Source organism: Bradyrhizobium arachidis (assembly GCF_024758505.1).
Taxonomy (GTDB): Bacteria; Pseudomonadota; Alphaproteobacteria; order Rhizobiales; family Xanthobacteraceae; genus Bradyrhizobium; species Bradyrhizobium manausense_C.
In genome coordinates, this window is sequence record NZ_CP077970.1 from 6,320,260 (window position 1) to 6,340,607 (window position 20,348).

Annotated in this window: 22 protein-coding genes; 17 read left to right on the top strand and 5 right to left on the bottom strand. The window is 65.2% G+C overall.

The window, feature by feature from the left end; all coding sequences use genetic code 11:
* Positions 1-107: 107 nt before the first annotated feature.
* The 9 genes from KUF59_RS29240 (at position 108) to KUF59_RS29280 (ending at position 8,470) form a co-directional block, all read left to right on the top strand.
* Positions 108-473 (top strand): DUF2267 domain-containing protein, encoded by a 366-nt coding sequence (locus KUF59_RS29240; RefSeq protein WP_212455655.1) that lies wholly within the window; start codon positions 108-110, stop codon positions 471-473.
* A 23-nt stretch (positions 474-496) separates the two neighbouring features.
* Positions 497-904: a DUF4332 domain-containing protein gene (locus tag KUF59_RS29245; RefSeq protein ID WP_212455656.1), complete on the top strand. Its 408-nt coding sequence runs from the start codon at positions 497-499 to the stop codon at positions 902-904.
* 225 nt (positions 905-1,129) lie between these two features.
* On the top strand, positions 1,130-1,963 hold the full coding sequence (gene folP, locus KUF59_RS29250; protein WP_212455657.1) for a dihydropteroate synthase: 834 nt from the start codon (positions 1,130-1,132) through the stop codon (positions 1,961-1,963).
* The gene (gene folB, locus KUF59_RS29255) at positions 1,960-2,337 is read left to right on the top strand and encodes a dihydroneopterin aldolase (RefSeq protein WP_212455658.1); all 378 of its coding nucleotides are present in this window, start codon (positions 1,960-1,962) and stop codon (positions 2,335-2,337) included. Before folP ends, folB begins: the two co-directional genes overlap by 4 nt.
* 5 nt (positions 2,338-2,342) lie before the next feature.
* The gene (folK, locus tag KUF59_RS29260) at positions 2,343-2,834 is read left to right on the top strand and encodes a 2-amino-4-hydroxy-6-hydroxymethyldihydropteridine diphosphokinase (protein WP_212455659.1); all 492 of its coding nucleotides are present in this window, start codon (positions 2,343-2,345) and stop codon (positions 2,832-2,834) included.
* An 87-nt stretch (positions 2,835-2,921) separates the two neighbouring features.
* Positions 2,922-4,793, top strand: a complete 1,872-nt coding sequence (locus KUF59_RS29265) for a methylmalonyl-CoA mutase family protein (protein WP_212455660.1) — start codon at positions 2,922-2,924, stop codon at positions 4,791-4,793.
* The gene (locus KUF59_RS29270; protein ID WP_212455661.1) at positions 4,790-5,254 is read left to right on the top strand and encodes a GFA family protein; all 465 of its coding nucleotides are present in this window, start codon (positions 4,790-4,792) and stop codon (positions 5,252-5,254) included. The genes KUF59_RS29265 and KUF59_RS29270 overlap by 4 nt, the downstream gene beginning before the upstream one ends.
* A gap of 35 nt (positions 5,255-5,289) precedes the next feature.
* On the top strand, positions 5,290-7,446 hold the full coding sequence (gene scpA, locus KUF59_RS29275) for a methylmalonyl-CoA mutase (RefSeq protein WP_212455662.1): 2,157 nt from the start codon (positions 5,290-5,292) through the stop codon (positions 7,444-7,446).
* A gap of 280 nt (positions 7,447-7,726) precedes the next feature.
* Entirely contained in the window at positions 7,727-8,470 is a 744-nt protein-coding gene (locus KUF59_RS29280) for an RsiV family protein (protein ID WP_249140032.1), read from the top strand.
* A gap of 7 nt (positions 8,471-8,477) precedes the next feature.
* On the opposite strand, the gene KUF59_RS29285 is transcribed toward KUF59_RS29280, so the two are convergent.
* Positions 8,478-8,972, bottom strand: coding sequence for an SRPBCC family protein (locus tag KUF59_RS29285; protein WP_258767275.1), 495 nt, complete (start codon positions 8,970-8,972; stop codon positions 8,478-8,480).
* A 189-nt stretch (positions 8,973-9,161) separates the two neighbouring features.
* Between KUF59_RS29285 and KUF59_RS29290 the strand changes: the two genes are divergently transcribed.
* The 7 genes from KUF59_RS29290 (at position 9,162) to KUF59_RS29320 (ending at position 15,948) form a co-directional block, all read left to right on the top strand.
* On the top strand, positions 9,162-10,154 hold the full coding sequence (locus KUF59_RS29290; RefSeq protein ID WP_212455664.1) for a tripartite tricarboxylate transporter substrate binding protein: 993 nt from the start codon (positions 9,162-9,164) through the stop codon (positions 10,152-10,154).
* An 84-nt stretch (positions 10,155-10,238) separates the two neighbouring features.
* Positions 10,239-10,727, top strand: a complete 489-nt coding sequence (locus tag KUF59_RS29295; protein WP_212455665.1) for a tripartite tricarboxylate transporter TctB family protein — start codon at positions 10,239-10,241, stop codon at positions 10,725-10,727.
* A gap of 3 nt (positions 10,728-10,730) precedes the next feature.
* Positions 10,731-12,245, top strand: coding sequence for a tripartite tricarboxylate transporter permease (locus KUF59_RS29300; protein WP_212455666.1), 1,515 nt, complete (start codon positions 10,731-10,733; stop codon positions 12,243-12,245).
* 49 nt (positions 12,246-12,294) lie between these two features.
* Complete coding sequence (gene meaB, locus KUF59_RS29305) at positions 12,295-13,284, top strand: methylmalonyl Co-A mutase-associated GTPase MeaB (RefSeq protein WP_212455667.1); 990 nt, start codon at positions 12,295-12,297, stop codon at positions 13,282-13,284.
* Positions 13,281-13,937 (top strand): pyroglutamyl-peptidase I, encoded by a 657-nt coding sequence (locus KUF59_RS29310; RefSeq protein ID WP_212455668.1) that lies wholly within the window; start codon positions 13,281-13,283, stop codon positions 13,935-13,937. Before meaB ends, KUF59_RS29310 begins: the two co-directional genes overlap by 4 nt.
* Before the next feature lie 244 nt (positions 13,938-14,181).
* Positions 14,182-15,552, top strand: coding sequence for a TIGR03808 family TAT-translocated repetitive protein (locus KUF59_RS29315; protein ID WP_212455669.1), 1,371 nt, complete (start codon positions 14,182-14,184; stop codon positions 15,550-15,552).
* 87 nt (positions 15,553-15,639) lie between these two features.
* The gene (locus KUF59_RS29320; RefSeq protein WP_212455670.1) at positions 15,640-15,948 is read left to right on the top strand and encodes a GIY-YIG nuclease family protein; all 309 of its coding nucleotides are present in this window, start codon (positions 15,640-15,642) and stop codon (positions 15,946-15,948) included.
* A 116-nt stretch (positions 15,949-16,064) separates the two neighbouring features.
* Here KUF59_RS29320 and KUF59_RS29325 read toward each other — a convergent pair whose 3' ends face one another.
* Positions 16,065-16,559 (bottom strand): TIGR03809 family protein, encoded by a 495-nt coding sequence (locus tag KUF59_RS29325; RefSeq protein WP_249139987.1) that lies wholly within the window; start codon positions 16,557-16,559, stop codon positions 16,065-16,067.
* Here KUF59_RS29325 and KUF59_RS29330 point away from each other — a divergent pair.
* On the top strand, positions 16,558-16,872 hold the full coding sequence (locus KUF59_RS29330) for a hypothetical protein (RefSeq protein WP_212455671.1): 315 nt from the start codon (positions 16,558-16,560) through the stop codon (positions 16,870-16,872). The genes KUF59_RS29325 and KUF59_RS29330 overlap by 2 nt on opposite strands.
* Before the next feature lie 267 nt (positions 16,873-17,139).
* On the opposite strand, the gene KUF59_RS29335 is transcribed toward KUF59_RS29330, so the two are convergent.
* Genes KUF59_RS29335 through KUF59_RS29345 form a run of 3 tightly spaced genes read right to left on the bottom strand, consistent with a single transcriptional unit; the run spans position 17,140 to position 20,140 of the window.
* Positions 17,140-18,852 carry a S8 family serine peptidase gene (locus tag KUF59_RS29335; RefSeq protein WP_212455672.1) on the bottom strand — a complete coding sequence of 571 codons (1,713 nt, stop codon included), beginning with the start codon at positions 18,850-18,852 and terminating at the stop codon, positions 17,140-17,142.
* 14 nt (positions 18,853-18,866) lie between these two features.
* Positions 18,867-19,574, bottom strand: a complete 708-nt coding sequence (locus tag KUF59_RS29340; protein ID WP_212455673.1) for a hypothetical protein — start codon at positions 19,572-19,574, stop codon at positions 18,867-18,869.
* A complete protein-coding gene (locus tag KUF59_RS29345) occupies positions 19,571-20,140 on the bottom strand; it encodes a sigma-70 family RNA polymerase sigma factor (protein WP_212455674.1) in 570 nt (189 codons plus the stop codon). Before KUF59_RS29345 ends, KUF59_RS29340 begins: the two co-directional genes overlap by 4 nt.
* Positions 20,141-20,348 lie beyond the last annotated feature (208 nt).

The window sequence follows — 20,348 nt, forward strand, 5'->3', positions numbered from 1 at the left end:
TGAATCGCGCCTTAGCGTGCGTTCATCGCTTGAATTTCACATCACACAGGCTCAAGATTGTTTTCAGAAGCAATACTCCGGTATCCAACCGGTCGGGGGCAGGCAATATGGATGAGCTGATCGGGCGGCTGGCGTCAAACGCCGGCATCGATAGTGCTGTCGCTGAACAGACCGTCGGCATCATCCTCGGTTTCCTTCGCAATGAAGGACCTTCCGATAGTGTCCAGACCCTGATCGACCACATTCCCGGTGCCGAGGCTGCGATTGCGGCGTCGCAAGGCGGCGGCGGCCTATCCCGGCTGATGGGCGGCGGCCTGATGGCCGTCGGTACCCGGCTGATGGGCCTCGGTCTCGGCATGTCCGACATCCAGAAAATCGCTCGTGAACTTTTCCGCTTCGGTCGCGACAAAATCGGAGCGGATCAGATGGGCAAGATCATCGCGGGGACGCCGGGCCTCAGCCAATTCGCCTGAAGCGCGCATTCACATCGGGCATCATGACATACCCCATCTCAGATATTGAGGGCCTGTCGGCCTTCGCTGCCAGCAAGTTGAAAATGCTGGGCATCCGCACCACCGACGCGCTGCTGGAAGCCGCCGGCACCGTGAAGGGCCGCAAGGCGCTGTCTGCCAAGACCGGAATCAGCGAGCAGCAGCTCCTCGAATGGGCCAACGTCTCCGACTACATGCGCATTCCCGGCATGGGTAAGGCCAAAATCGGCCTGGTGCGCGCTGCCGGCGTCACCACGGTGCGCGAGCTTGCCTACCGCAACCCCGCACGCCTCGCCCAGAACATGCGCGACGTGAACGAGAAGAAGAAGCTCGTCCAGCTGCTGCCGTCGGAAAAGTCGGTCGGCGACCTCATCGCCAAAGCGCGCAAGCTGCCGCCGAAGATCACGTATTGATATCCGTTCCGCATCCTGAGGTGCGAGAGCAGCGGCGCGGTTGCGCCGCTGCTTGAGCCTCGAAGGATGAACGGCCAAGATGCAGTAGCGGGGCCGTTCATCCTTCGAGGCCTCCGCTACGCTCCGGCACCTCCAGCGACAACGGCTTCGCCGTTGCGCGGGGATGACGGAGCTGGGGCCCCCTCCCGTCTTGACTCCACCTCCCCGACCGCGCAAAGCGACCGCATGGTTGCCTCGCCTCACCCCCCTGCCTGGCTGCGGGCGCTGCTGGAGCGGCGCGGTCCGGCCGTGATGGGTGTGCTCAACATCACCCCGGATTCCTTCTCCGACGGCGGGCAGTTCATCGCGCCCGAACAGGCACTGGTTCGGGCACGGGCGATGATTGCTGATGGCGCCGACATCATCGACATCGGCGCCGAGTCCACGCGGCCCTACAAGGGCGCCAAGCCCGTCACGGCGGACGAGGAGCTTGCGCGGCTAAAACCCGTGCTGGCGGCCGTGGTGGCGCTCGGTGTGCCGGTCTCGATCGACAGCATGAAGTCGGAGGTCGTGGCCTGGGCGCTCGACCAGGGAGCTGCCATCGCCAACGACGTCTGGGGCCTGCAGCGCGACGCCGGCATGGCCGCGCTGGTGGCCGCGCGAAATGTGCCCGTCGTCGTCATGCATAACCGCGACAGCGTCGATCCCGCGCTCGACATCATGCAGGACATGGCCGCCTTCTTTGACCGTTCGCTCGACATTGCGGCCAAAGCGGGCATCGCGCGCGACGGCATCGTGCTCGATCCCGGGATCGGCTTCGGCAAGACGCCGGAGCAGAGCATGACCGCGCTGGCGCGGCTCGACGAACTCGCCGCCTTCGACCTGCCGATCCTGGTCGGCGCCTCGCGCAAGCGCTTCATCGCATCGGTCTCACCGTCCGAGCCGCAAGACCGGCTCGGCGGCTCGATCGCCGCCCATGTCATTGCCGCGCAACGCGGCGCGCGCATCATCCGGACCCACGACGTCGCCGCGACGCTGCAAGCGCTGCGGGTGACGGAAGCCATCGAGAGCAAGAGATGACAGACACGATTTTCATCACCGGCCTGTCGATCCACGCCCGCCATGGCGTGTTGGATCACGAGACCGAAGTGGGCCAGCGTTTTGTGATCGATCTCGAGCTTTACACAGATTTGTCCGAGTCCTCCCGCACCGATCGCCTGGCCGACACCGTCTCCTATTCCGAGGTGGTGGCGACAACGACGGCGGCGTTCAAGAACACCAACTACAAGCTGCTGGAGCGCGCGGCCGGCGCGGTCGCCGATGCCATCCTGTCGCACTTCCCGCGCATCCGTGCCGTCAAGGTCACCGTGCACAAGCCACATGCACCTATCGCCGCGATCTTCGACGATGTCGGCATCATGCTGACGCGCTCGCGGCATCCAACCCACGGCTAGCAATCATGGCTAGCGCTCTCATCGCACTCGGCGGCAATGTCGGCGATGTCCGAGCAACCTTCAAAAAGGCGACTGCACAGATCTGCGGCATGGCGCAGGCCGCGCTAGTCGCGCGCTCCTCCGACTATACGACGCCGCCCTGGGGCGATGAGGACCAGGATCCCTTCATCAACGCCTGCATCGAGATCGACACCGCGCTCGATCCGCATGCGCTCCTGTTCGTGATGCAGAAGGTCGAGCAGAAATTCGGGCGCACCCGCAACAAGGATCGGCAGTGGGGCCCGCGCACGCTGGATCTCGATCTGATCGCGTATGACGATGTCTCGCTGAAGACGCCGGATCTGACACTGCCCCATCCGCACCTCTTTGAGCGCGCCTTCGTGCTGGTGCCTCTGGCCGAAATCGCGCCTGATCGCCTGATCGGCGGCCGCAGGGTGCGCGACGGCCTGGCTAGCGTCTCAGCGCAAGGAATTGAGCGGCTGCCTGATACCGGTTAGGCGAAAACAACCGTTTGCAGGGACGCCTGCCCGTGGCAATTTCCGGCCAACAACGAGACCGCCGATTTTCAGGGAGCCCCCTGCCGAATGACCGCCGTGACTGACGATCTGCCGCTGGCCGCCGACTTTCCGAAGGCTGATAACGAGGACTGGCGCAAGCTGGTCGATGGCGTGCTGAAGGGCGCGCCGTTCGAAAAGCTCGTCGGCAAGACCTATGACGGCCTCAAGATCGATCCGCTCTATCCGCGCGCCAGGGATGTCGCACCGGTGGCGGGCCGGGCCGCGGCGGCGCCCTGGCAGATCGTGCAGCGGATCGACCATCCCGACGCGGCGCTGGCGAACGCGCAGGCGCTGACGGATCTGGAGAATGGCGCGTCGGGCCTGTCGCTCGTCTTCGCCGGCGGCAATGGCAGCCACGGTTTTGGCCTGGAACCGACCGCGGACGCGGTCGCGAAGGTGTTGAAGGACATCCATCTCGATGCCGGTATCGGCATCGAGCTTCAGGTCGGCCCGCAGTCGCGGATGGCCGCGATCCATGTCGCGGAATATGTGAAGTCGAATGGCCTCGATCCTGCCGCCTGCAACATCCGCTTCGGTCTCGATCCGCTGGCCGCCGGCGCGGTGTGGGGTCATAGCCCCTACACCTGGGACGAGATCGCGCCCGCGGTGACGGGCGCAATCAAGGGCCTCGCCGCACTCGGCTTCAAGGGACCCTTCGCCTCGACCGACGGCCGCGTCATCCACGATGCCGGCGGATCGGAGGCACAAGAGCTCGCCTTCGTGCTCGCCTGCGGCATCGCCTATCTGCGCGCGATCGAAGCCGCCGGTATCCCGCTCGAGCAGGCGCAGGACATGGTCTATGCGCGGCTCGCGGCCGATGCCGACCAGTTCTTAACGATGGCAAAATTCCGCGCGCTGCGCCTTTTGTGGGCGCGCATCGAGGCGGCGTGCGGCTTGACGCCAAAGCCGCTGTTCATCGCGGCCGACACCGCCTGGCGCATGCTGACCCAGCGCGACCCTTATGTGAACATGTTGCGTGCGACCATGGCGACATTCGCCGCAGGCCTCGCCGGCGCCAATGCGATCACCGTGCTGCCGCACACGCTGGCGCTCGGCCTGCCCGATCCTTTTGCGCGGCGCGTGGCGCGCAACACGCAGCTTCTGCTGCTGGAAGAAAGCAATCTTGCAAAGGTCTCGGATCCCGCGGCGGGTGCGGGCGGCATCGAGGCGCTGACGTCGGAACTCTGCAATGCGACCTGGGCGCTGTTCCAGGAGCTAGAGAAAGCCGGCGGCATCTTTGCGAGCCTCCAGCAGGGCCTGATCCAGGGCAAGGTGGCGGCAACGCGCAAGGCGCGCGAAGCCAACATCGCAAAACGCCGCGACGTGCTGACCGGCGCGAGCGAGTTTCCCAACCTGCACGAGAGCGAAGCCTCGGTGCTGTCAGCGACGCCAATCGTGCTTCCGCCCTATGGCGAGCAAAAGTTCAAATTCGATGCTCTTGCGCCGATGCGTCTTGCCGAGCCGTTCGAGGCCCTGCGCGACAAGTCGGACGCGGCATTGAAATCGCGCGGCGCGCGGCCAAAAGTGTTCTTGGCCAATCTCGGGACAGCAGCCGATTTCACCGCGCGCGCGACGTTTGCGAAGAGCTTCTTCGAGGCCGGCGGCATCGAGGCCGTCGACAGCGCGGGATTTGCCGATGCGGCGGCGCTTGCGGCCGCGTTCAAGGCCTCCGGCGCCGAACTCGCCTGCCTCTGCTCCAGCGACAAGGTCTATGCGGACCGTGCGAAACCTTCCGCCAAGGCCCTGCAACAGGCCGGCGCAAAACATATCTATCTGGCAGGCCGCCCGGCTGAGGCCGAGGCCGCGCTTCGCTCTGCCGGCGTTGCCGGCTTCGTCTTTGCAGGCGGCGATGCGCTTGCAGCGCTGCAGGACGCCTATCGACGGATGGAACAGGCATGACCGACACAGCAAAAAACGCTCTCACCGGCGGATGCCAATGCGGCGCCGTCCGCTTCGCGCTCTCGGCGCCGCCGGCCAAGATCAGCATCTGCCATTGCCGCATGTGCCAGAAAGCGACCGGCGCGCCGTTCGCCTCCTTTGCCGATATCGAGCACGGTGACTTCAGGTGGACGAAGGGTACGCCCGCGGCGTTCCAATCCTCCTCCATCGCCATGCGCGATTTCTGCGCGGCCTGCGGCACGCCGCTCAGCTTCCGCCGCATCGGCGGTCCGCGCATCGAGATCATGACCGGCGCGTTCGATCGCCCTGACAGGATCGTGCCGACGCGGCAGTACGGAACGGAGTCCCGCCTCGGCTGGGTGGTCGGCATCGCCAATCTGCCGAGCCAGACCACGCTGCAGAATTACGGGCCGGAGAAGATGGCGACCATCGCAAGCCATCAGCACCCGGATCACGATTAAGACCCGACGCGCTCACCTATGATATGGTTGGAACCATGAGCCGCATTCCTGATTTCGCCAACGTCGCTTTCGAGAGAGTAGCCTCGACTGCACCTGCAGGCAGTGCCGAGCCGTGGCTGACGCCCGAGGGCATTCCGGTCAAATCCGCCTACGGTGAAGCCGATCTCGCCGGCCTCGATTTCCTCGAGACATATCCGGGCATCGCGCCCTATCTGCGCGGGCCCTACCCGACCATGTATGTCAACCAGCCCTGGACGGTGCGGCAATATGCCGGCTTCTCCACGGCGGAGGATTCCAACGCGTTCTACCGCCGCAACCTCGCGGCGGGCCAGAAGGGTCTCTCGGTCGCCTTCGATCTCGCCACCCATCGCGGCTACGATTCCGATCATCCGCGCGTCGCCGGCGACGTCGGCATGGCCGGTGTTGCCATCGATTCCATCTACGACATGCGCACGCTGTTTGCGGGCATTCCGCTCGACCAGATGAGCGTGTCCATGACCATGAACGGCGCGGTGCTGCCGATCCTCGCGCTGTATGTCGCGGCCGCCGGCGAACAGGGCGTGCCGCCGGAAAAGCTCTCGGGCACCATTCAGAACGACATTCTGAAAGAGTTCATGGTGCGCAACACCTATATCTATCCGCCTGCGCCCTCGATGCGGATCATCTCCGACATCTTCGCCTACACCTCGCAGAAGATGCCAAAGTACAACTCGATCTCGATCTCCGGCTATCACATGCAGGAGGCCGGCGCGACGCAGGATCTCGAACTCGCCTACACGCTCGCCGACGGCGTCGAATATCTGCGCGCCGGTCTTGCGGCCGGCCTCGACGTCGACCGCTTTGCGCCGCGGCTGTCGTTCTTCTGGGCGATCGGCATGAATTTTTTCATGGAAGTCGCCAAGATGCGCGCCGCGCGGCTGCTCTGGGCGAAGCTGCTAAAGCCGTTCAACCCCAGGGACCCGCGCTCGCTGTCGCTGCGCACGCATTGCCAGACCTCCGGCTGGTCGCTGACCGCGCAGGACGTGTTCAACAACGTCATGCGCACGACCGTGGAAGCGATGGCCGCGACGCAAGGACATACCCAATCGCTGCACACGAACGCGCTCGACGAGGCGCTGGCGCTGCCGACCGACTTCTCCGCGCGCATCGCCCGCAACACCCAGCTCTTCCTGCAGCAGGAAAGCGGCACCACGCGGATCATCGATCCCTGGGGCGGCTCCTACTATGTCGAGCGCCTGACGCGCGACCTCGCGGCAAAAGCCTGGGGCCACATCCAGGAGGTCGAGGAACTCGGCGGCATGGCAAAAGCCATCGAGGCCGGCGTGCCAAAACTGCGGATCGAAGAAGCCTCCGCCAAGACGCAGGCCCGCATCGATGCCGGTCGGCAGGCCGTCATTGGCGTCAACAAATACAAGCCGTCAGATGAAGTGCCGATCGAGATTTTGAAGGTCGACAACACCAATGTGCGGCGGCTCCAGATCGACAAGCTGACCCGGCTGAAGAGCGAGCGCAACCAGGCGGACGTCGATGCAGCGCTCGCCGCGCTGACGCGCTCGGCCGGCGAAGGCAACGGCAATCTCTTGGCGCTCGCGATTGACGCGGCGCGAGCCAAGGCCACCGTCGGCGAAATTTCGGACGCAATGGAAAAGGTGTTCGGCCGCCACCGCGCCGAGATCAAGTCCATCACCGGCGTCTACAAGCGGGAGGCTTCCAGCATGGGCAGCCAGGTGGAAAAGGTTCAGGCGCTGATCGACGCGTTCGAGGAGGCCGAGGGCCGCCGGCCCCGCATCCTGGTCGCCAAGATCGGCCAGGACGGCCATGATCGCGGCCAGAAGGTGATCGCATCGGCCTTTGCCGACATAGGCTTCGACGTCGACATCGGGCCGCTGTTCGCCACCGCCGACGAAGCGGCGCGGCAAGCGGTCGAGAACGACGTCCACATCCTCGGCGTCTCCTCGCTCGCGGCCGCCCACCTCACCGCCGTGCCCGAACTGAAGGCCGCGCTGAAGAAGCAGGGCCGCGACGACATCATGATCATCGTCGGCGGCGTGGTGCCGCCGCAGGACTATGACGCGCTCTACAAATCCGGTGCGGAGGCGATCTTCCCGCCCGGCACGGTGATCGCGGAAGCCGCCGAGGAGCTGATCCACAAGCTCAACGTTCGCCTCGGGCACAGCGAGGCGGCGGAGTAATCCTGCAAAAGCCGCGCTCTCCGGCATGAACCCGGAGGGCCCGATGCCGCGACCAACGGCGATGAGACCGTTGGCCGGCATTTCCATTGCACCAGAGCGTTTTGCACCCGTTCATCTTCTGGTGTTTATCCCTTGGCAGACCTTTGGCCACTGTCGCCGCACGGCCGCGCGATCTTTGGCGGTGCATGGAAAGAGCGTGAGATTCATGAGCATTGAATTGATGGACCATCAAGCAAAGCGTGCCGGATCGGCCCTGCGCGCGCTCGCCGTTCTCGCGGCCATGATGGCGCTCGCCTCGCCCCTGCGCGCCGCCGAGCCAAAACCCGACGCCATCATCAAGACCCAATCGGTCAGAGCCACCGTCCTGCTGGATGACAAGATCAAGGCCGATCCCGTGCTGTCAGCCGATTGCCTCGCCGAGGGTAAGAAGTGGATCGAGAAGAACGCGGCTGAAGCCGCCGCCTCCCGCAAGAGCGATCCGCAGTTCTTCAAGGATGGCGGCTGGGAGTTCGAACGCAAATATTCGGTCCGCTCGGTCGTCGGCGATCGCTATGTCAGCGTGCTCCGCGACGACTACATGGACACCCATGCCGCGCATCCCAATTCCGGCGTCAACACGATCCTGTGGGACAAGACGGCCGCCAAGCGCATCTCGATCCGCCCGTTCTTCACCGAAACCGCCGACAACGGCGCGACTATGAAGGCGATGCAGAAGGCGATCATCGCTTCGCTCAGAAGCGAAAAGAAGAAGCGCGACGCCGGCGATACCGCGACCAACGAATGGTTCAAGGACGTCCAGCCCACCCTTCTCAAGATCGGCGCGGTGACGCTCGCGCCCTCGACGGAGGCGGGCAAGAGTTCCGGCCTCACCTTCCACTATCCGCCCTATGCGGTCGGTCCCTATGCCGAAGGCCAATACGTCGCCTTCGTGCCGTGGGAGGCGCTGAAGCCGTACCTCACGCCCGAAGGCGCACGCATTTTTGGCGGTGCACGGCCGAAGGGCGACGAAGATAGCGAGCAGTGAGCCGTCGCTAGCTGGAGCGTGCCAGCGTCCGCGCGAGTGAATCCGTCCAGGCGGGAATCCACGAACCAAACAAGGCTTGCCAGCGATCGGCATCCGCTGGCTCGGTATCGAGTGCGACCGACCATTCGATCAGGGTGCGGTCACCCTCGACGATCGGACGCAGATGCATGGTGCCTTGGTAGCGCGTCGGCGACGGTACCTGGCTCGAGCCGTCCTGCGGATACGGCAGCGCTTCGAGACCGGCATAGGTCAGGGTGTGCTGCCGGTCCGAATGATCGACCAGGCGCTGACGGATCCAGTTGCCGAGATAACAGAAGCGCCTGATGGCGCCGACTTCGTCGCCGCGCTTGTCGTCCTCGATCACGCTCTCGCTGACACCGTCGATATAAGCGGGGTAGTTATTGAAGTCGCGGATCAGCGACCAGACGGTGTCCACCGGATGGTCCAGCACGGCACTGTAATAGGCTTGGGTCATTGGAGGTTTACCCTTGGCTTTGGTCACATGCCCTCCATTGATCGTGATCCGCGCGGGCAAAACCCACCCGATTTCCGACTGCTCATTGGGCCATCCGGGTTTCGCATAGCGCGTCGATCACTTTGGTAGCGCTACCTTGCAGCCGCGCTGCAAAGCTGCCTAAAATGCCACATCGACAAGAGCGCCCGGCGTCACGGGCGCCGCTGGGAGGCATTCATGTCCAAGCTCACGCGCCGCACCTTTGCGGCCTCGTCCGTTGCAGCTGCGGCCTCTGCCGCCTTTGGTTTCACACCGGCGCTTGCGCAGGCCTATCCGGCACGTCCCGTCACCGTGATCGTGCCGTGGGGTGCGGGCGGCGGCACGGACGCGACCGCACGCATCGTGGCGGCGCTGCTGGAAAAGGACCTCGGCCAGCCCTTCAACGTCGTGAACCGCACCGGCGGCTCCGGCGTCGTCGGCCACTCCGCGATCGCGACCGCCGCGCCCGATGGCTACACGATCGGCATGCTCACGGTCGAGATCTCGATGATGCACTGGCAGGGCCTCACCGAGCTGACGCCGAAGAGCTACACGCCGCTCGCGCTGATGAACGAGGACCCGCCGGGCATCCAGGTCTCGTCCACCTCGCCCTACAAGACGGTCAAGGAATTGGCCGAGGCGATCAAGGCGGCACCTCCCGGCAAGTTCAAGGCGTCGGGCACCGGCCAGGGCGGCATCTGGCATCTCGCGCTGGTCGGCTGGATGCAGGCAATGGGACTGCCGGCCAACCAGGTCGCCTGGGTGCCGTCGAACGGTGCGGCGCCTGCGATGCAGGATCTCGCCGCAGGCGGGCTTGACCTGACGACGTGCTCGGTGCCGGAAGCCCGCGCCATCATCGAGGCCGGCAAGGCCAGGAGCCTCGCCATCATGGCGCCTGCCCGCAACAAGGTCTTCCCTGATGTCCCGACGCTGAAGGAGGCGATGGGGATCAACTATTCGACCGGCGCCTGGCGCGGCATCGGCGCGCCAAAGGGCCTGCCGCCGGAGATCGCCACAAAACTCACCGCGGCGCTGAAGAAGGTCTACGACTCCACCGAGTTCAAGGAGTTCATGAGCAACCGCGGCTTCGGCACCGTGTGGGGCGATGCCGGCGAGTTCACCTCCTTCATGGACAAGGGCGACGCGCAGATGGGCGAAGCGATGAAGGCGGCTGGTCTCGCGAAGGCCTGATCTTTGGGTCAGTTGGCCAAGGGCACTCAGATCACCTCGCCCCGCTTGCGGGGAGAGGGAGCGCACCGTTCATAGGACTCGTCCATGCGTCTTCCCGACTCCGTTACGGGATCGTTTCTCGTCGTGCTCGGTGCCGCCGCGGCCTATGGCGGCTGGCGGCTGCCGCCGGTGCCGGGCCAGCCGGTCGGCCCCAACGTCTTTCCGCTTGTGATCGGCACGGGGCTCGCGCTCTGCGGCCTCGCGATCGTGTTCGGCATCGGCCATTCGTTCGAGGAAGAAGAGGAACTCATCCCGGTCGAGGAAGGCCAGGCCAGGGCCGCGCCGACCGGCCGGTTCTACGGCCTGCGCGCGCTGCTGCCGCCGGCACTGCTCTTGTTCTACGTGGTCGCCGCCGACCGGCTCGGCTTCATCATCACGGCCGCGCTGATCGTGCTGGCGACCTCGACCGCGCTCGGCGCGAAATGGAAGCTCGCGCTGCCGCTCGCGGCCCTGGCGCCGATCGGCATCCACCTGATCTTCGCAAAACTGCTGCGCGTGCCGCTTCCTGCCGGCCTGTTGCCGATGCCCTGGTGATCCATGCTCAATACCCTGATCGAGGCGTTCCGGCTCATCTCCACGTGGGAGGTCATCGTCGCGATGTTCGCGGCCTCCGTCTACGGCCTCGTTATCGGCTCGTTGCCCGGCCTCTCCGCGACCATGGCAACCGCCCTGCTCGTCCCTGTCACATTCTATCTCTCGCCGATCGCAGCCATCGCGACCATCGTGGCGGCATCCTCGATGGCGATTTTTTCCGGCGACATCCCCGGCGCGCTCTTGCGCATTCCCGGCACGCCGGCCTCCGCGGCTTACGCGGACGAGGCCTATGCCATGACGATGAAAGGCGAGGCTGAACTCGCGCTCGGCGCCGGCGTCTGGTTCTCCGCGGTCGGCGGCATCGCCGGTGTCGTCTCGCTGATGGCGCTGGCGCCGCCGCTCGCCGAGATCGCGCTGTCGTTCTCGACCTTCGAATATTTCTGGCTCGCGTTGCTCGGCCTGATGTGTGCAACGCTGGTGGCGCGTTCCTCGCCGGTGAAGGCGATTGCCGGCATGTTCATTGGCCTGCTCGTCTCCTGCATCGGCATCGAAAACCCCGGCGGCGTGCCGCGCTTCACCTTTGGCCTCACCGATCTGCTCGGCGGCATCGAGCCGATCCCGGCGCTGGTCGGCGTCTTCGCGGTCGCGCAGGTCATGCGCGCGATGCTGACGCCCGAACCGCCACCGATCCCGCGGCGCAAGTTCGGGAGCATCATGGCGGGCCAGTGGACGCTGACGAAGAAATACCATTGGCAGATGACGCGCGGGAACATCATCGGCATCATCATCGGCGTGCTGCCGGGCGCCGGCGCCGATATGGCAGCCTGGGTGAGCTACGCGATGTCGAAGCGCTTCTCCAAGGAGCCGGAAAAGTTCGGCACCGGTCATGTCGAGGGCCTGGTCGAGGCCGGCGCCAGCAACAATGCCAGCATCGCGTCCGGCTGGGTGCCTTCGCTGCTGTTCGGCATACCCGGCGACACCATCGCGGCGATCGCGATCGGCGTGCTCTACATGAAGGGCCTCAATCCCGGGCCGACGCTGTTCACCGAAAAAGCCTCGAGCATGTACGCCATCTACCTGATGTTCATCATCGCGAACATTTTGATGATCCCGCTCGGCATCGCCATGATCCGGATCGCGGCCTATGTGCTGCGCGCGCCGCGCTCCACCGTGATGCCCGTCATCATGCTATGCTGCGCGGTCGGTTCGTTCGCCATCGGCAACAACATGTTCGGCGTCGTCACCGTCGCAGCCTTCGGCGTGATCGGCTATGTGATGGAGGCCAACGGCTATCCCGTCGCCGCCATGGTGCTCGGCATCGTGATGGGCACGATGGTGGAGCAGGCCTTCGTCACCTCGCTGATCAAGTCCGACGGCAGCATCCTGCCGTTCTTCGAGCGGCCCGTCGCCGCGATCCTCGCCGCCATGGCGATCGGCGCGCTGCTCTGGCCGGTGATGCTGTGGATCTGGCGCAAGGTGAAGCCGGCGCAGACGACCTCTGCGGCGGCAGCCCGCTGAAGCCGGCCCGGCCCCTCGCCTGCGTCATCAGGCCGTTGTAAAGCAGGGTATGATTCAGAAGAAGGCATCCCTCGACATCAAGGTCCTCGCCAAGGACCTGCGTGCCGGCAGCCGGGCCGCGCTGGCGCGGGCGATCACACTGGTCGAGAGCCGTCGCGGCGACCATCAGGCCCACGCGCGCGATCTCGTGCAGATGCTGCTGCCCGACACCGGCAAGGCCGTGCGCGTCGGCATCACCGGCTCACCCGGCGTCGGCAAGTCCACCACCATCGACGCGCTTGGCAGCTATCTCATCGAGCAGGGCCACAAGGTCGCGGTGCTCGCGGTCGACCCCTCCTCGGCGCGCAGCGGCGGCTCGATCCTCGGCGACAAGACGCGGATGGCGCGCCTCGCGGCTTCCGACCACGCCTATATTCGCCCCTCGCCGTCGTCGGGCACGCTCGGCGGGGTCGCAGCCAAGACGCGCGAGGCGATGCTGCTCTGCGAGGCGGCGGGGTTCGACGTCGTGCTGGTGGAGACCGTCGGCATCGGCCAGTCGGAGACGGCGGTCTGCGACATGACCGACTTCTTCCTCGCCTTGATGCTGCCGGGCGGCGGCGACGAGCTGCAGGGCATCAAGAAGGGCCTGGTCGAGCTCGCCGACATGATCGCGATCAACAAGGCTGATGGCGACAATCTCAAGCGCGCCAACATTACCGCGGCCGACTATCGCGGCGCGCTGCATATTCTTAGCCCCCGCTCGGAGCACTGGCATCCGCCCGTCGTCACCTACTCGGCACTGACCGGCAAGGGCATCGCAGAGCTCTGGCAAAAGATCCTCGATCACCGCAAGGCGATGAACGCATCAGGCGATTTCGCCGCGCGGCGGCGCGAGCAGCAGGTGAAATGGATGTGGTCGATGCTGGAGCAACGCATGCTGGCAAGGCTGCGCACCGAAGCTGCCGTCCGCGCCAAGGTGAAGAAGATCGAAGCCGAGGTCGCCGACGGTCGGGTCACGCCGGCGCTCGCCGCCGAACACATCATGGAGCTGCTGCAATGAGCGACAAGCTCCGCATCCTCCTCACCGGTTTCGGTCCGTTTCCCGGCGCACCCTATAATCCGACCCAGCCGCTGGTCGCGCGGCTGTTGCGGCTGCGCCGTCCCGCTTTCGACGACGTCGAGCTTGCGAGCCACATCTTTCCGGTGACCTACGCCGCCGTCGACCGGCAACTGCCCGAGGTGCTGGCGAAGGTGAAGCCAGATGCATTGCTGATGTTCGGCCTCGCCGCGCGGACGCCTTACCTGCGCGTCGAGACCCGCGCGCGCAACGCCGTCACCATGCTCTGGCCCGACGCCGCCAACACCCGCTCAAGCAAGCGCGGCATCGCAGCCAATGCGGACGCGATGTTGTTCGGCCCGCATACCGCACGGCTGTTGCGCGCTGCGCGCCTCACCGGCATCGACGCGCGAGCTTCGCGCGATGCCGGCGCCTATCTCTGCAACTATCTGAGCTGGCGCGCGATCGAGAAGGTCAAGGCCGACGGCGGGCCATCGCTTGCGGCGTTCATTCACATTCCGCTGCTGGCGCGCGGCGGTGCGTCGCGGCACAGAGGAACGGCGCCGCGCATCACGCTGGAAGAGCTGGTCGACGCGGGCGAAGCGATGCTGATGGAGATGGTGCAACTGGCACGGAAGGCGCGCCGCACAGCGTGACGTCGTAGGGTGGGTTAGCCTTGCGACTGCGCGAAGCGCAGTTCGCCGGGCGTAACCCACCTCTTTGCTTTCCGAGCGTTGAGAGCACTGGTGGGTTACGCCTTCGGCTAACCACCCTACGACACCTCTCGTGGGGTAAACATTTAACCCTACCTCGAACAATCTTCGCGCCCCCGGCCGCCCTGCCCTATTTCTGCGCTACCTAACCCGCTGCGGACCTCCCGCGTCCGCGGAAGGACGCACCATGGACGTCAATCGCCGCCATCTCATCGGAGCCACTGCCGCCGGAGTCGCCGGGGCGGTCGCTATGCCCACTGACGCCGCACGCGCGGCTCCGCTGACATCACTGCTCGGTCGCGATGCGACACAATACGGCGTGCGCCCCGGCAGCAATGAGGATCAGACGCGCGTCCTGCAACGCGCCATCGACGAGGCCGCGCGCGCGCAAGTCCCGCTGGCGCTGCCGGCCGGCGTGTACCGCACCGGACTCTTGCGCCTGCCGAGCGGCGCGCAGCTGATCGGCGTGCGCGGTGCGACCAAATTGGTGTTCACCGGGGGCCCCTCCATCATCCTCAGCGAAGGCGCCGACAGTATCGGTCTCACCGGGATCACCTTCGATGGCGGTGCCATTCCGCTGCCGACGCGGCGCGGTCTGATCCATTGCCTCAGTGGACGCGACGTCCGCATCGCCGATTGCGAGATCAAGGGCAGCGGCGGCAGCGGCATCTGGCTCGAGCAGATTTTTGGCGACATCTCCGGCAACATTTTTACCAACATCGCCGTCACCGCCGTCGTCTCCTTCGACGCCAAAGGCCTCAACGTCTCGCGCAACACGATTCAAGGCACCAACGACAACGGCATCGAGATCCTGCGGACCGCCATCGGCGACGACGGCACGCTCGTGGCCGACAACCGCATCGAGGACATCAAGGCTGGCCCCGGCGGCTCCGGCCAGTACGGCAACGCCATCAACGCCTTTCGCGCCGGCAACGTGATCGTGCGCGGCAATCGCATCAGGAACTGCGATTACTCCGCGGTGCGCGGCAATTCGGCCTCGAACATCCACATATCAGGCAACAGCGTCAGCGACGTGCGCGAGGTCGCGCTCTATTCGGAGTTCGCCTTCGAGGCCGCAGTGATCGCCAACAACACGGTCGATGGCGCCGCCGTCGGCGTCTCCGTCTGCAATTTCAACGAAGGCGGCCGCATCGCGGTGGTCCAGGGCAACATCATCCGCAATCTGATCCCGAAGCGGCCGATCGGCACCGCGCCCGACGACGATGCCGGCGTCGGCATTTATGTCGAGGCGGATAGTTCCGTCACCGGCAACGTGGTCGAGAACGCGCCGTCCTACGGCATCGTCGCCGGCTGGGGCAAATATCTCCGCGATATCGTGATCTCCGGCAACGTCATCCGAAAGGCGCTGGCAGGCATCGGCGTGTCGGTCGTGTCGGGCGCCGGCACCGCGCTCGTCAACAACAACATGATCTCGGAGACGCCGCTCGGCGCGGTGGTCGGGCTCGACCACGCCCGCGCCGTGACGACGGATCTCTCCGCCGACGGCGCGCAGCGCTTTGCGCAGGTGGTGGTGAGTGGGAATGCGGTGCGGCGGTAGGCGTTGACAACACGCAGGCTGCCGTCATCCTGAGGTGCGAGCCGTGCGGTGCGCAGCGCCGCGCGGGGAGCCTCGAAGGATGACGTTGTGGGCATCTACGTCTACATGTTGCGATGCGCGGACGGCTCTTTCTACATTGGAAGCGCTACCGGCGATGACGTTTCCAAACGGGTCGACGAGCACAACGCAGGGGCTTACCAAGGCTATACCCATTCGAGACGTCCGGTTGTTCTTGTCTGGTCGGAGCACTTCGATCGAATTACCGATGGTATCGCGGCCGAGCGACAGCTCAAAGGGTGGAGCCGCGCCAAGAAGGAGGCGCTCATTCGCTCGGATTGGAAAGCGGTAAGCCTGCTCGCGCGACGGCGGGCAGGTGCGCCCAGACCGAAGAAGTAATGTTGAGTGCTATTGCCGACGGGCCGTTCATCCTTCGAGGCTCGCTCCGCGGTGCCTTGCACCGCAGGGCTCGCACCTCAGGATGACGGGTCGGGAGATGCTGCCCTTGAGAAGCCCTAGAACGCGTTCCTGAGCAGCGGGTATTTCGCCTCGATGCCGTCGAGGTTGAAGGTGAATTCGACCACGCTCTCCGGGATCGGCGGCGGCTCGATGGCCGGCACGATCGGTGCCTCGACGATTTCGGCCAGACGATGGGCCATGCTGTCCAGTTCGACCGGCACCGCGGTTTCGGGCTCGATATGGACGGCCTTGGGCTGCACGGTCTGGGCCTGCTCCAGCGGCGGGGCGCCGCGCGACGGCGCCGCCGGGAACCATCCCAGCGACACCGGCCCGGGCGGCGGCGGCACGTCCTCGCCGGTGGCCAGGGCCCGCCAGGTCTGCACGGCGCGCTTGGCTTCCTGGATGTTTTCGAGAAAGGCGAGTTCGGAATGGTAGCGGCGCCAGCGCCCCGTCTCGAACATTTCGGTGAGATGCTCCAGCCGCTGTTCGGCGAGCGCGCACCAGCGCGCGGCAACAGCGCGGCCGCGAGCCACGTCTTGGCGATGTGTCATGAACCAGCCCGTCAGGAGAGAACTACGGACGCGAGACGCAACGCAGACGAATCAATTTAGACGTGACGGGATTATTTTGTGGAAAAGTTTTGACTTGTCCAGCAAGGACACAATTTGCGTCGCCGAAAACCGTAGTCGCGCGGAGTTTTCAGGGCTTTCCGAGTCAAGCCACCCACAGGCATGGAAGCGTTGCGGCGCGGCACGCAAGACGGCAGGCAAGGCCTTCGCACGTCCGGATCAACTTGGAGCTGAAAACGACACGAGCCGTTTCCGTTCCGATGGGATCGGAACGGGGCTCTGGATTCTTTTTTGACGCGTTTTCTCGACGCGAACCGGTGTGCGCTTCGCTCGAAACGCTCTCGTTCTGAAAGGCAGTGCCCAAAAAGAAAAGACCCGTCCGGGGGGACAACCGGACGGGTCGAGCCATATGGGCGCTTGGGGTGGATGGGCGCTCGCGCCTAATATGACCGATGGGGAGGGATGACCGCTCCCACATCATTTGGTCGTGGCAGGGAGCTGAACGTTCAACGCGGCCCGCGCGATTTTTTAACCTTCGTTACGCGCGCAGGGTTTCGCGCTGCTATCGCGTCGCAGGCCTATCCGCCTGAGAAATCGTGGATTTATCGGCGGCCATGGTCGGCGACGGTTGTTCCAGCGCGCGTGTTCCCGGCTCTTCGCGACGTTCCGACGCATCTTCACGTTTAGTTGTACCGGGTGCTGCCGCCATCGGCGTTGCACCGTCGACCGGAACGGCCATCACGGCGGCGTAAGCATCGGCCTGGCCGTCGCCAAACAGATCATCGCGGCCCGGCGTTCCCAAATCGCGCGCGGTCTTGGCAAGCGTCATGCGCAGCGCTTCCGGCTTCAGCGCGAAGTTGCGCTCGAGGAGAAGCGCCGCGACGCCGCTGACATAGGCCGCCGAGAACGAGGTGCCCGAGGTCATCTGGTATTTGCCATCCGGCGCCGGCAGGAAGATATCGACGCCGGGCGCCGCCAGCGCGATGTAATTGCCGCGGTTCGAGGCGGTAAACAGCTTGTCCTGCGCGTCGGTCGCGCTCACTGCGATCACGTTCGGGTTGGCGGCCGGATAGAGCGGCGGCGATTTTGCGCCGGCGTTGCCGGCGGCTGCAATCAGCACCAGACCGCGTGCGGCAGTCGCGGCGATCGCGCGCTCGATCACCGCATCCTTCGGCCCGGCAAAGCTCATATTGACGATCTGCGCGCCGTGCTCGGCGGCGTAGTTCAGCGATTTCAGGATCACGTAGGAGCTGCTCTCCGCGCCTCCCGTGGTGCCGCCGAAGGCGCGGATCGCGATGATGCGCGCCTCGGGCGCACTGCCCATCAACCGCGCATGCGCAACGATCGCCCCGGCGATGCCGGTGCCATGGATATGCGGGCCTTCCTGGCTTCCCAGCGCGTCGAAATTGTCGGAAATCGAATTGGCGAGTTCGGGATGTCTAGCGTCGATGCCGGAATCGATCACCGCGACCGTCACATTGGCGCCATGCACCAGTGTGTGCGCCTGCGGCAGGCGGAGTTTTGCCAGCGCATATTGCGCCGGATCGCCCTCGGTCGGGACGCCCGCCTTCTGGTCCTGCAGCACGTAGCGGAAATTGTCCTGCAGCGATCGCACGCTGCTGTCGGCCACGAGTTCGCGGCGCACGGTGTCGTAAGTGCGGCCGTCGGCGATGCGGAACAGACCGATGGTCGCGCCGATCAGCGGAAAGTTTTCCAGCGCGAGCCGCGTCAAACCGTGGCGGCGCGCAAACTCGTCGGCGTCGGTCGGCGACGTCCGCACATCCATCTCGGCGACGAATTCGTTGGCAAAGGTCCTCAGATTGACGACGGCCGGCGTCGAGTTATTGCGGCGCCCGTTGCCCGTACTCTTCTTGACGGATTTGCCGGACCCGCCGTCGCCGCTGGCGTTCGGCTTGTCGACGCATTCGCCGTTGGCGTCCCGGTAAGGCGCGGTGCAGGACGGATAGAGGTTCGGCGAATAGCGCGCATAGGGCATTGTGGGCCGCGCGGCATTGATCGCGGTGAGCCCGCCCGGTCGCAGCGCAATGCCGGGACCACGGTCAACGCTCACCCTCCCCGCAATGTTCGGCGGAACGCGCGGGGCAACGATGGTGTTGACGGTCGGCGTACGGGACGGAACGCTGATCGTGGGTGTGCGCATGATCGCCTGCGCATGCGCCACCTCGACACCGAGGCAGGCGCCGAGCAGAAGCGCCGCGCTCACCGACGAAGCGCAGACCCCCGCTCTCAAGCCTCTCTCGGACTTCTGCGTCATGAGCTCAGGGCGCCTCAGGGCGCCGGCACGGCAAGGTCGACGATCTTCTCGCGCTGCATCTTGCCAAGAAGGCCATTCAGTTCGTCCCGGCTCATCGCCTGGGCGAATTGCAGGCTAAACATACCGCCTTTCATCCCGCCGACGATCGAGGCCTGATAGCCGTCGAGCAACGCGGTGATGTCGGCGACGCGGGCGTCCGGCGTGAAGCGCACCAGAGCGTGGGCGGCAGCCGGCGCGGCCGCCTGCGGCCCAAGCGCGCGTGTGACGGAGTCGCTCTTGCTCAGCGACGCGGTCTGGAACGTGGACGACTGGTTCTTCACCAGCACGGCACCGATGATGCCGGCCTGCAACACCAGCGCAAACGCGCCGAGGCTTGCCGACCAGGCGAGCGTGCGCGGCGACAGGCTGGAGAAGAAGGCCGCGATCCGCTGCGACAGGCCGATGGTGGCGCTTCCCGCGCGGGCCGGCTCGGCGTCGATTGCCGCAAACAGCTTCTGCATGGCGCGCCCCGATGGCGCTCCCAGGCTTTCGTTCAAATGGATGGTCTCAGCGAGTTCCTCGCGGATCGCTGCATATTGCTTCGCAAGCCCCGGATCCCGGGCGAGCGCTTCCTCGACGCGGCGAGCGTCGCGGGCGTTCAGCGTGCCGGCAGCATGCCAAGGCAGCAGAACCTCAATCTCACTGGGCTCTTGGTCCAGCATTTTCTTGCTCAAAGCCATCATGGCCAGCCTCGCTCAACGCCGGCTGCCTTCAGCAGCTCGGCCAGTTTCTTGCGCGCATAGAACAAGCGCGTCTTCACAGTGTTCTCCGGTATCCCGACGATTTCGGCCACCTCCTCCACGGACTTCTCGTGGTAGTAGACGAGATCGACGATTTCCCTATGTTCCGGCGAAAGTCCCGTGAGGCACTCCCGCAACGCTTCACTGGTATCCTTCTTCTGAACCGCCGTTTCCGGATTGTCGGACGAATCCTCGATCGCGTTGGCGGCCTCGTCGTCCAATTCGAGATCCTTCCTGCGCCGGAGCGCAGAGAGGGCCTTGAATCGGGTAATTGCCAGCAGCCAGGTGGAAACCGCGGATCGGCCTTCGAACTTGCCGGCCTGACGCCAAACGTCGAGAAACACCTCACTGATGAGGTCTTCCGCCGTCTGCTCGTCCCGCACGAGCCTCAGCCCGAAGCGATACACCCTGACATGATGCCGCCCGTACAGCACCTGCATAGCGAGCCGGTCGCCTTGGGCGATCCGGGCGATCAGGACCTCGTCCGTAGCCGCCTGTGTCACGCTCAAAGGCCGTCTCGCAAAGTTGGTCGGGAGGAAACCGCGGACGGTTCGACGGGTGCCGCAAGATTCTTCAACTTACCGCAAACGTACGGCCGCCTGTGTGACCTACCCCACATACGTCCATTTTCTTGCGGTCGTGAAAGGCGCCGGCCGGCGCCCACCCCAAAAATAGGTAACATGATACTGAAACATTTCCCTGCGGCGCGCCCGGCAA

Bases quoted from the DNA above. Each gene is read 5' to 3' on its own strand.
- KUF59_RS29315 (WP_212455669.1), top strand. From the start codon at position 14,182: ATGGACGTCAATCGCCGCCATCTCATCGGAGCCACTGCCGCCGGAGTC.
- meaB (WP_212455667.1), top strand. From the start codon at position 12,295: ATGATTCAGAAGAAGGCATCCCTCGACATCAAGGTCCTCGCCAAGGAC.
- KUF59_RS29335 (WP_212455672.1), bottom strand. From the start codon at position 18,852: ATGACGCAGAAGTCCGAGAGAGGCTTGAGAGCGGGGGTCTGCGCTTCG.
- KUF59_RS29295 (WP_212455665.1), top strand. From the start codon at position 10,239: ATGCGTCTTCCCGACTCCGTTACGGGATCGTTTCTCGTCGTGCTCGGT.
- folB (WP_212455658.1), top strand. From the start codon at position 1,960: ATGACAGACACGATTTTCATCACCGGCCTGTCGATCCACGCCCGCCAT.
- KUF59_RS29325 (WP_249139987.1), bottom strand. From the start codon at position 16,559: ATGACACATCGCCAAGACGTGGCTCGCGGCCGCGCTGTTGCCGCGCGC.
- folP (WP_212455657.1), top strand. From the start codon at position 1,130: ATGGTTGCCTCGCCTCACCCCCCTGCCTGGCTGCGGGCGCTGCTGGAG.
- KUF59_RS29240 (WP_212455655.1), top strand. From the start codon at position 108: ATGGATGAGCTGATCGGGCGGCTGGCGTCAAACGCCGGCATCGATAGT.
- KUF59_RS29270 (WP_212455661.1), top strand. From the start codon at position 4,790: ATGACCGACACAGCAAAAAACGCTCTCACCGGCGGATGCCAATGCGGC.
- KUF59_RS29310 (WP_212455668.1), top strand. From the start codon at position 13,281: ATGAGCGACAAGCTCCGCATCCTCCTCACCGGTTTCGGTCCGTTTCCC.
- KUF59_RS29245 (WP_212455656.1), top strand. From the start codon at position 497: ATGACATACCCCATCTCAGATATTGAGGGCCTGTCGGCCTTCGCTGCC.
- KUF59_RS29280 (WP_249140032.1), top strand. From the start codon at position 7,727: ATGATGGCGCTCGCCTCGCCCCTGCGCGCCGCCGAGCCAAAACCCGAC.
- folK (WP_212455659.1), top strand. From the start codon at position 2,343: ATGGCTAGCGCTCTCATCGCACTCGGCGGCAATGTCGGCGATGTCCGA.
- KUF59_RS29300 (WP_212455666.1), top strand. From the start codon at position 10,731: ATGCTCAATACCCTGATCGAGGCGTTCCGGCTCATCTCCACGTGGGAG.
- scpA (WP_212455662.1), top strand. From the start codon at position 5,290: ATGAGCCGCATTCCTGATTTCGCCAACGTCGCTTTCGAGAGAGTAGCC.
- KUF59_RS29265 (WP_212455660.1), top strand. From the start codon at position 2,922: ATGACCGCCGTGACTGACGATCTGCCGCTGGCCGCCGACTTTCCGAAG.
- KUF59_RS29330 (WP_212455671.1), top strand. From the start codon at position 16,558: ATGAACCAGCCCGTCAGGAGAGAACTACGGACGCGAGACGCAACGCAG.
- KUF59_RS29340 (WP_212455673.1), bottom strand. From the start codon at position 19,574: ATGATGGCTTTGAGCAAGAAAATGCTGGACCAAGAGCCCAGTGAGATT.
- KUF59_RS29290 (WP_212455664.1), top strand. From the start codon at position 9,162: ATGTCCAAGCTCACGCGCCGCACCTTTGCGGCCTCGTCCGTTGCAGCT.